The 9,772-nt window shown below is 50.6% G+C and carries 8 protein-coding genes; all 8 read left to right on the top strand.

The window, feature by feature from the left end:
- Nucleotides 1-247 precede the first annotated feature (247 nt).
- The 8 genes from ACTQ3V_RS14775 to ACTQ3V_RS14810 all read left to right on the top strand — a co-directional run bounded on the left by ACTQ3V_RS14775 (nucleotide 248) and on the right by ACTQ3V_RS14810 (nucleotide 9,588).
- A complete protein-coding gene (locus ACTQ3V_RS14775; RefSeq protein WP_441468188.1) occupies nucleotides 248-1,501 on the top strand; it encodes an argininosuccinate synthase in 1,254 nt (417 codons plus the stop codon).
- A 65-nt stretch (nucleotides 1,502-1,566) separates the two neighbouring features.
- On the top strand, nucleotides 1,567-2,961 hold the full coding sequence (gene argH / locus ACTQ3V_RS14780) for an argininosuccinate lyase (protein WP_441468189.1): 1,395 nt from the start codon (nucleotides 1,567-1,569) through the stop codon (nucleotides 2,959-2,961).
- On the top strand, nucleotides 2,951-3,871 hold the full coding sequence (gene argC, locus ACTQ3V_RS14785) for an N-acetyl-gamma-glutamyl-phosphate reductase (protein WP_441468190.1): 921 nt from the start codon (nucleotides 2,951-2,953) through the stop codon (nucleotides 3,869-3,871). The genes argH and argC overlap by 11 nt, the downstream gene beginning before the upstream one ends.
- Before the next feature lie 39 nt (nucleotides 3,872-3,910).
- Nucleotides 3,911-5,119 carry a bifunctional glutamate N-acetyltransferase/amino-acid acetyltransferase ArgJ gene (gene argJ, locus ACTQ3V_RS14790; protein ID WP_441468191.1) on the top strand — a complete coding sequence of 403 codons (1,209 nt, stop codon included), beginning with the start codon at nucleotides 3,911-3,913 and terminating at the stop codon, nucleotides 5,117-5,119.
- 30 nt (nucleotides 5,120-5,149) lie between these two features.
- Complete coding sequence (argB, locus tag ACTQ3V_RS14795) at nucleotides 5,150-6,022, top strand: acetylglutamate kinase (RefSeq protein ID WP_297282574.1); 873 nt, start codon at nucleotides 5,150-5,152, stop codon at nucleotides 6,020-6,022.
- 16 nt (nucleotides 6,023-6,038) lie between these two features.
- Nucleotides 6,039-7,220 carry an aspartate aminotransferase family protein gene (locus ACTQ3V_RS14800; protein WP_441468192.1) on the top strand — a complete coding sequence of 394 codons (1,182 nt, stop codon included), beginning with the start codon at nucleotides 6,039-6,041 and terminating at the stop codon, nucleotides 7,218-7,220.
- Complete coding sequence (argF, locus tag ACTQ3V_RS14805) at nucleotides 7,221-8,135, top strand: ornithine carbamoyltransferase (protein WP_441468193.1); 915 nt, start codon at nucleotides 7,221-7,223, stop codon at nucleotides 8,133-8,135.
- A gap of 91 nt (nucleotides 8,136-8,226) precedes the next feature.
- The gene (locus ACTQ3V_RS14810) at nucleotides 8,227-9,588 is read left to right on the top strand and encodes an MATE family efflux transporter (RefSeq protein WP_441468194.1); all 1,362 of its coding nucleotides are present in this window, start codon (nucleotides 8,227-8,229) and stop codon (nucleotides 9,586-9,588) included.
- Nucleotides 9,589-9,772: the final 184 nt, after the last annotated feature.

Here is a 9,772-nt window from a genome sequence, read left to right on the forward strand (position 1 = left end):
TTCACAAAGCAGCTTGCTGTCCATAACCGCTGCTCCAATAACTTTCCCATGAGGCCTCTGGGTTGGCTTTCCCCTTTAGAGTTCTCTGTCCAATATGTTTGACAAACCTACATTCTTTGGCAGATAAAATGCACAAAATGAATAAATATACATATAATAAAATATTTATAAATTATTCTTGCCAAACGATGGCATAGGGAGTATAATGAAACAGTCGAAAAAATGATAGGTATGGAGGTCAAGAGAAATGGAAAAGAAATATAACAAGGTTGTTCTGGCATACTCTGGCGGTTTGGATACGTCGGTGCTGATTCCATGGCTGAAGGAGCATTACGGCTGCGAGGTTATTGCGGTGTCCGGTAACGTCGGTCAGGCGGGAGAATTGGAGGGCCTGGAAGAGAAGGCGCTCAAGACCGGTGCGTCCAAGCTGTACATTGAGGATTTGACCAAAGAGTTCGTTGATGATTATATCATCCCGACCATGAAGGCTGGCGCTACTTATGAGCAGTACCTGCTGGGTACTTCGTTTGCTCGTCCGATCATCGCCAAGCGCATTGTCGAGATTGCGCTCAAGGAAGGCGCAGATGCCATCTGCCACGGTTGCACGGGTAAGGGTAATGATCAGGTGCGCTTTGAACTGGCAATTCATGCGTTTGCGCCGCAAATGGATATTATCGCGCCGTGGCGGTTCTGGGAACTGAACAGCCGCGATAAGGAGATTGCTTACGCGGAAGCTCACAACATCCCGCTCAAGATTAACAAGGAAACCAATTATTCCAAGGATAAGAATCTGTGGCACCTGAGCCACGAGGGTCTCGACCTCGAGTTACCTTCTAACGAGGCGCCGATTAATCGGCCGGGCTTCCTTGAGTTGGGTGTGTCGCCCGAGCAGGCACCCGATAAGCCGACCTACGTCACCATTCACTTTGAACAAGGCGTTCCGACTGCAGTAGATGGCGAAGAAATGGATTCGGTTGCTATCATTGAAAAGCTCAACAAGATCGGTGGCGAGAACGGCGTCGGTATTCTGGACATTGTTGAAAATCGTCTGGTTGGCATGAAGAGCCGCGGCGTGTATGAAACTCCGGGCGGTGCGGTGCTGTATGCGGCGCATCAGAAGCTCGAGGAGATTACGCTGGATAAGGAGACCGCGCACTATAAGGCGCAGGTTGCAATGAAGTTTGGCGAGCTGGTATATAACGGTCAGTGGTACACCCCGCTGCGCAAGGCGCTTTCCGCATTCGTGGACTCCACACAGGAGACCGTTACCGGCGATGTGAAGCTCAAGCTGTATAAGGGTAACATCATTCCGGCATCGGTCACCTCGCCGTACAGCCTGTATTCTGAGGATATGGCGACCTTCAATGAGGATGACTGCTACGATCAAGCGGATTCCGCAGGCTTTATCAACCTGTTTGGTCTGCCGCTCAAGGTGCGTGCACTGAACGACCAGATCCTGTATAAAAAGACCGGAAAGCATTTCCCGTCGGTAGAGAAGTAATTCAATGTTGTGGGGCGGCATGTCCGGATGTGCCGCCCTGCGGGTGTTTTGTGAGGTAACGGAATATGGCAAAATTATGGGCAGGCCGGTTTCAGAAAGAAACCGATCTGGTGGTAAACGATTTTAACTCGTCCATCCTGTTTGACTGCCGGTTATATAAAGAGGATATAGCAGGTTCTATCGCGCATGCCACGATGCTGGGCAAGCAGGGGATCATTGAGGAACACGAGGCTGAGAAAATCGTTGAAGGCTTGAAAGGTATTCTCAAGGACATTGAGGATGGTAAGGTAGAGTTCTCGCTCGATTACGAGGACATTCACATGAACATTGAGCAGCTGCTCACTGAGCGTATCGGCGATACTGGTAAGCGCCTTCATACCGGCCGTTCGAGAAACGATCAGGTCGCGCTTGACATGCGTATGTATGTCAAAAGTGAGATACAAGAGATTATTTCCATGATCTGCACGTTCATGAAAGCGTTGTGCAAAAAAAGCCGCGAAAATCTGGATGCGGTTATGCCTGGCTATACACACTTGCAGCGTGCGCAGCCGACTACGTTTGCGCATTACATGATGGCATATGCCAATATGCTCAAGCGGGACATCGGTCGTTTGCAGGACTGCTTGGAACGAATGGATGAGATGCCGCTCGGCTCCGGTGCTTTGGCATCCACTACTTATCCGATCGACCGTGAGTTTGTTCGTCAGCAGCTTGGCTTTGCCCGCCTGACTGACAACTCGCTTGACGGTGTTTCCGACCGTGATTACTGTGTTGAGCTGCTTTCAGCACTATCGATTTTGATGATGCACCTGTCACGTCTGTCCGAGGAGATTATCTCGTGGTGCTCGTGGGAGTTCAAGTTTATCGAGTTGGACGATGCTTACTCCACCGGCTCTTCTATTATGCCGCAAAAGAAAAATCCGGACGTATGTGAACTGATTCGCGGCAAGACCGGTCGCGTGTACGGTGCGCTGACCACGATGCTAACCGTGCTCAAAGGATTACCGCTTGCATACAATAAGGATATGCAGGAGGATAAGGAGGCCGTATTTGGCGCAATCGACACAGTCAAGCAGTGCCTTGAGGTGTTTACACCTATGTTCTCCACTATGACGCTGCGCCGGGATAATATGCGTAAGGCGGCGTCCGGCGGCTTTATCAATGCAACTGACTGTGCGGACTATCTGACCAAGAAGGGTATGCCGTTCCGTGACGCATATAAGACGGTCGGGCGATTGGTCAATCAGTGCATCAAGGCGGATGAAACGCTCGAAACCATGACCATGCGCGACTTTGCCGCGATTTCTGATAAGTTTGGTGATGATATTTACGATGCGCTTGATCTGCGTACCTGTGTGGCAGGGCGAAAAGTGATTGGCGGCCCTGCACCGCAGGAGGTTACCCGCCAGATCGACAAGATCGAAAACTTCGTCGCGGAGGTAGAGGGCGATGAAGCCTAAAGTATATATTGACGGCAAAGAGGGGACAACCGGTCTGCAGATTTACGATCGCCTGTCCAAGCGGGATGATATTGAACTGCTGCTGATTGATGAGGAGAAGCGCAAGGATACGGATGAGCGCCGCAAGTTCTTAAATGCTGCGGATATTGTGTTTTTATGTTTGCCGGATGCTGCGGCGAAAGAGGCGGTTTCACTGATTGAGAATCAGGATACCCGTGTCATTGATGCTTCCACCGCGCATCGTACCAATCCGGACTGGGATTATGGCTTTGCCGAGTTATCCAAAGCGCATCGTGTGGCGATTGAGAGCTCCAAGCGGGTTGCCAACCCCGGTTGCCATGCGAGCGGATTTATTTCCTCAGTGTATCCATTGGTCGCGCATGATGTTGTGCCTGCGGATTTTGCGTTCACCTGTTCATCCTTGACTGGGTATTCCGGCGGCGGTAAAAAAATGATTGCCGAATATGAAGATGTAGGTCGAGATCCGAAACATGATTCCGAACGTATCTACGGTTTGAATCTGCGCCACAAGCATCTGCCTGAAATGGAATACGTCTGTGGACTGATGCAGGCACCGGTGTTTGTGCCGGTAGTAGGCGACTTTTATCAGGGCATGGCAACAACGATCATGCTGCCCGGACTGGATGCAAAGCGCGTTCATGAGGCACTGTCAAAGCATTACGAAGGGCAGAAGTTGGTCACAGTGGCACCGCTCGGCGGCGATGCGCCGGTGATTTATGCCAATACGCTTGCTGGCCATGACAGCCTGCGGTTAATTGTGTGCGGGCATGAAGAACAGACCATCGTCACCGCGCTGTTTGACAATCTCGGCAAGGGAGCGTCGGGTGCAGCGGTGCAGAATATGAATATTATGCTCGGACTCGAAGAAACGGCCGGGCTCACACTGTAATTATCCTGACTGCGCTATGCGTAAAGGAGAAATGAAACGATGAAAATTATAGAAGGCGGCGTGTGCGCCGCACAGGGCTTTACTGCGGGCAGCATTCGCTGCGGCATCAAGGAGGGTCGCGTAAGCGATGACACTGCCATTATCTTCAGCGCGTGCGAATGTACCGCTGCGGCGACCTATACCATGAACCGCGTTAAGGCAGCGCCGGTTTATGTAACCATGGAACATCTGGAAAACGGTGTGGCACGTGCGATTATCGCGAATGCGGGTAACGCCAATGCTTGTGCGCCGGACGGCATGGAAAATGCTCGCCGGATGGCGAAGGCGGCGTCGGAGTTGCTCGGTATAGACGAGGGGGACGTTGTCGTTGCGTCCACTGGTGTCATTGGTCAGCGGCTGCCGATTGAGTGCATCGAAGAGCATCTGCCGGAAATCCAGCTGGAAGGGAACGGATCCGAGAAGGCAAATCTCGCCATTATGACAACCGATACACGTACCAAGACTGCGGCGGTTGAGTTTACCATCGGCGGCAAAACTTGCCGTATTGGCGGCATCTGTAAGGGCAGCGGCATGATTCACCCGAATATGGGTACCATGTTGTCTTTTATCACGACGGACTGCGCCATAACGCATGAAATGCTGACCGAGGCTTTGCAGGAAAATGTGCGCAAGACATATAACCGCGTTACGGTTGACGGTGACACATCAACCAATGATATGTGTGTTGTGCTGGCCAATGGTATGGCGGGCAATGCACTGATTGACTGGCAGGATGAGGACTATCAGGCGTTCTGCAAGGCGCTGAACGAAGTCAATACGCGCTTGGCGCGTCAGATTGCGGCGGACGGCGAGGGCGCGACCAAGCTGGTTTCCTGTACAGTGAGCGGCTCGCGCTCGGAAGAGGCGGCAGAGCGTCTGGCCAAGGCGGTTGTTGGGTCGAATCTGGTCAAGGCGGCTATGTTCGGCGCGGACGCTAACTGGGGGCGTGTGCTGTGCGCGATGGGTTACTCCAAGGCACCGTTCCGTCCGGAATACGTTACGGTCGCTTTTTCCTCTGCTGTCGGCAGTGTTACAGTATGTAAAAAGGGCGAGGCAGTCGATTTTGATGAGGATATCGCTAAAAAGATCCTGTCTGAAAATGAAGTCGTGATTGCAGTCAATGTAAATGAAGGCGACGACTGTGCGACAGCGTGGGGCTGTGACCTGACCTATGATTATGTCAAGATCAATGGTGATTACCGCACCTGATAAATTCAGAAGATAAAGGAAAGAGACAAGATGGACACACAACTTGATGCAGAGCTGAAAGCCAAGATACTGGTGGAAGCACTGCCATATATCCAGAAATATTACGGCCAGACTGTTGTGGTGAAATACGGCGGCAACGCTATGATCAATGAAGAACTGAAGGACGCAGTCATTCACGATCTGGTGCTCCTCAATCTGGTCGGTGTCAAAGTGGTCGTGGTGCACGGCGGCGGGCCGGAGATTTCTGAAATGCTCAAAAAGATCGGCAAGGAATCTCGTTTTGTCAACGGCCTGCGTTACACGGACCGGGAAACGATGGATATTGTGCAGATGGTGCTTTGCGGCAAAGTCAACAAAGACCTTGTAACGCTGCTCGAAAAGGCAGGCGGTCGCGGCATCGGTCTGGGCGGTATGGATGGCGGCATGTTTCAGGCCAAGCGCCTGACCGACCGCACCGGTACAGATTATGGTTATGTAGGAGATATCGTAGATGTGAATCCGGCGCCGGTTATCGATGTGCTCGAACAAGGGTATATTCCGGTTGTTTCGACGGTAGCGCAAGGCATTGACGACGAGACAAACTACAACATCAATGCGGATACCGCAGCTTGCAAGCTCGCGGTGGCGCTGGGCGCGAAAAAACTCATTTTGTTGACCGATGTGCGCGGTTTGATGCTCGATCCGGATGATGAATCGACGCTGCTGACCAACCTTAAGGTTTCCGAGGTGCCGCGTCTGATGCGTGACGGAATTATCAAAGGCGGCATGATTCCGAAGGTCGATTGCTGCGTGGAAGCAGTTCGTAAGGGTGTGGATCAGGCAAATATTCAGGACGGTCGTGTCAAGCATTCTATTTTGATTGAATTGCTGTCCAAGGTGGGCGTTGGCACGATGTTTCAGTGAGAAAGAAGCGAAATAAATGACATATCAAGAACTCAAGGCTGAGGAAAATCAATATGTGATGAATACCTACGGCCGTTTTCCGATTGCACTGGATCATGGTGAGGGTGCGACTGTATGGGATGTGGAAGGCAAGAAGTACATTGACCTGGCTTCGGGTATCGGCGTCAACTGCATGGGGTATAACAACCCGAAGATTATTGATGCCATCACCCAGCAGGCACATAAGCTGATTCATGTGTCTAATCTGTTCACCACTGCACCGATGGTGCAGGTTGCCAAAAAACTGGTGGAAAAGACACATCTGAATGGAAAAGTGTTTTTTGCCAACTCGGGCGCAGAGGCGAATGAAGGCGCTATCAAGCTTGCGCGTAAGTATTCGTATGATAAGTACGGAGAAGGACGTTATAAGATTGTTACGCTCATCAATTCGTTTCATGGGCGCACTGTGACTACGCTCAAGGCGACGGGGCAGGATCGGTTTCATAAATACTTTTTTCCATTTACCGAAGGCTTTGATTATGCTGTAGCAAACGATTTTGATTCTGTGCGCAAAAAGGTCGACGACATGACCTGCGCGGTGATGATGGAGCTTATTCAGGGCGAAGGCGGTGTGCTGCCGCTTGACCCGGATTTTGTCAAACAGGTTGAAGCGCTGTGCCGTGAAAAGGATTTACTCCTTATTATTGACGAGGTACAGACTGGCATCGGCCGCACAGGCAGCCTGTTTTGTTTCCAGCAGTACGGTATTCGACCGGATGTAGTGACCATGGCCAAAGGCCTTGGTGGTGGTATGCCGATAGGTGCGGTGCTGGCGGCGGAAAGCTGTTCAAAGGTTTTAACACCTGGTACGCACGCAACTACCTTTGGGGGTACGCCGATTGTATGCGCGGCGGCAAATGCTGTGCTCGATACCGTTGGAGACGGGCAATTTTTAACTCAGGTACGCGAGAAGGGAGAATACCTGAAAAACGGGATTCTGTCACTTGGTTCTTCCAATATCCGAGGCGTGCGCGGCATGGGTCTCATGTTAGGCATCATCGTGGACGAAGGAAAACATACGGCTTTTGCCAATCAACTGATTGAAAAAGGCGTGCTGGCGATTACGGCTGGTAAAAATGCCGTTCGTCTGCTGCCTCCGCTGACCATTTCCAAGGAAGAGATGGACGAAGCGCTCGATATTATGAAAGAGGTGTTTTGATTGAAGCATTTACTCAAGCTGCTGGATTGTTCAACGGAGGAGATCGTTGGTCTGCTCGATCTGGCCGATCAGCTGAAGTACGAAAAAAAGCATAATATTTCCCATCGCCATTTGGAAGGAAAGAGTCTCGGCATGATCTTCCAGAAGTCTTCCACGCGTACGCGTGTCTCATTCGAGACCGGCATGTACCAGCTGGGCGGACAGGCGCTGTTTTTGTCCAACCGTGATTTGCAGATCGGCCGCGGTGAGCCGGTACAGGATACTGCCCGTGTGCTCAGCCGCTATCTGGATGGTATCATGATTCGTACCTATGCGCAGAAGGAAGTCGAGGATTTGGCCAACTATGGTTCGATTCCGGTTATCAATGGCTTGACCGATTTTTGTCATCCGTGTCAGGTGCTGGCGGATCTGATGACCATTCGTGAGAAGTTTGCAGTGCTTGATGGAATTAAGATGTGTTATATCGGCGATGGTAATAATATGGCCAATTCGTTGATTGTAGGGGGACTGAAGACCGGCATGAAGGTGTCTATTGCAACACCGGAAGGCTATCGGCCGCACGAAGAGGTCATGGCATTTGCCAATGGCAATCCGGATTTCTCCATTACGGATGATCCGATGAAGGCAGCAGAAAATGCAGATGTAGTTATCACCGATACCTGGGCGTCCATGGGTATGGAGGCAGAGAAGGAAGTCCGCATGAAGGCGTTTGAGGGCTATCAGGTCAACGATGAGCTGCTGGCTGCGGCAAAGCCCGGATGTATGGTGCAGCACTGTCTGCCGGCTTATCGTGAGCAGGAGATCACCACGAAGGTGTTTGAAGCACATGCGGATGAGATTTTTGAAGAAGCGGAAAACCGTCTGCATGCGCAGAAAGCCGTTATGGTCTGGCTCATGGGCAATCAGGAAGTATAAATATAGCTCGCCAAAGCAGCAGACGAGGGAGGGGCAGGATGCTCCTCCCTTGTTTGTGTGAGGTCGGTGCGGTTGCGATGGGGGTAACAGATTGAGCGCGAAACAAATTGATTTTGCCAAAGGGAGCGTGCGTAAAAGTACATTGGCAGTGGCAGCGCCGATGCTGATAGCGCAGGCACTGAATCTACTGTATAATATCGTAGACAGAATTTATATCGGAAAAATTCCGGGACAGGGAACAATCGCGTTGGCAGCGCTGGGCATCAGTTTCCCGGTGATTACGTTGGTGACAGCGTTTGCCAATCTATTTGGATTAGGAGGTGCGCCGCTCTGCTCCATTGCACGTGGGCAGAAGGATGAAGCAGGCGCATGCAAGGTGATGACCAATGCCTATTTCATGCTGATTGTAACAGGGCTTGTGATCACCGTTCTGGGGATTGCATTGCATAAGCCGATTTTATATCTGTTTGGTGCAAGTGACGCGACCTACCCCTATGCTGCGCCCTATATGATTATTTATCTGCTGGGCACGGTTTTTGTGATGACTTCACTTGGACTCAATCCATATATCAATAGTCAGGGGTTTGCGCGCATTGGCATGCTGACGGTATTACTCGGCGCTGTATCCAACATTGTGCTGGATCCGGTGTTTATTTTTGCGTTTCGCATGGGTGTGCGCGGTGCGGCCGTGGCAACAATTTTATCGCAATTGCTGTCGGCTATTTGGGTTTTGCGTTTTTTAACCGGACGAAAAGCAGAATTAACCATGTCCTTCCGCGGCTTTCGGCCGGATTTTGAATGTATCCGCAAAATTGCGCTTTTGGGAACAGCCAGTTTTGTGATGTCGTTTACCGATTGCTTGGTACAGGTGGCTAGTAATGCAACGCTACGTCAGTTTGGCGGGGATATTTATATCAGCGTGATGACGGTTATCAATTCTGTGCGTCAAATTGCCCAGACACCGGTGATGGCGATTTCGGATGGCGCTTCTCCCATAATTAGCTATAACTATGGTGCGCATGCGCTTGCGCGAGTACGTGATGCCATTCGCTTTATGACGCAGCTTTCGTTTGGATACACAATGCTTATATGGGGGCTGGTATCTGCCTTTCCGATGTTTTTTATTAAAATATTCAATCATGAAACTGAATTGATTACACTGGCGGTTCCGGCGCTGCACATTTACTTTTTCGGTTTTGTCATGATGGCGTTTCAGTTTTCCGGACAATGTGTATTTAAGTCGCTCAATAGGCCGCATTTGGCAATCTTTTTTTCTTTGTTGCGTAAGGCTGTGATAGTGGTTCCTTTGACTTTGTGGCTGCCGCATGTAGGCGGATTAGGTGTCAACGGAGTATTCATAGCAGAGCCAATTTCCAACCTAATCGGAGGCCTGCTGTGTTATTTTACGATGCGTATCACGGTAATGAGGAAGTTGAGACGTGATTCGGTATGATAATCTATTACGAGAAGACAATATGGTGATGTAGCTTTGTCACTATCGCCTATATCATGAAAAAACATGAGAGAATGTAGGTTTGTCAAACATATTGGACAGTGAACTCTAAAGGAGAAAGCCAACCTAGAGGCCTCATGGGAAAGTTGTTGGAACGGCGGTTATGGACAGCAAGCTGCTTGGA

The organism is Candidatus Agathobaculum pullicola (assembly GCF_052117205.1).
Classification (GTDB): Bacteria; Bacillota; Clostridia; order Oscillospirales; family Butyricicoccaceae; genus Agathobaculum; species Agathobaculum pullicola.

Bases quoted from the DNA above. Each gene is read 5' to 3' on its own strand.
- ACTQ3V_RS14775 (WP_441468188.1), top strand. From the start codon at position 248: ATGGAAAAGAAATATAACAAGGTTGTTCTGGCATACTCTGGCGGTTTG.
- argH (WP_441468189.1), top strand. From the start codon at position 1,567: ATGGCAAAATTATGGGCAGGCCGGTTTCAGAAAGAAACCGATCTGGTG.
- argC (WP_441468190.1), top strand. From the start codon at position 2,951: ATGAAGCCTAAAGTATATATTGACGGCAAAGAGGGGACAACCGGTCTG.
- argJ (WP_441468191.1), top strand. From the start codon at position 3,911: ATGAAAATTATAGAAGGCGGCGTGTGCGCCGCACAGGGCTTTACTGCG.
- argB (WP_297282574.1), top strand. From the start codon at position 5,150: ATGGACACACAACTTGATGCAGAGCTGAAAGCCAAGATACTGGTGGAA.
- ACTQ3V_RS14800 (WP_441468192.1), top strand. From the start codon at position 6,039: ATGACATATCAAGAACTCAAGGCTGAGGAAAATCAATATGTGATGAAT.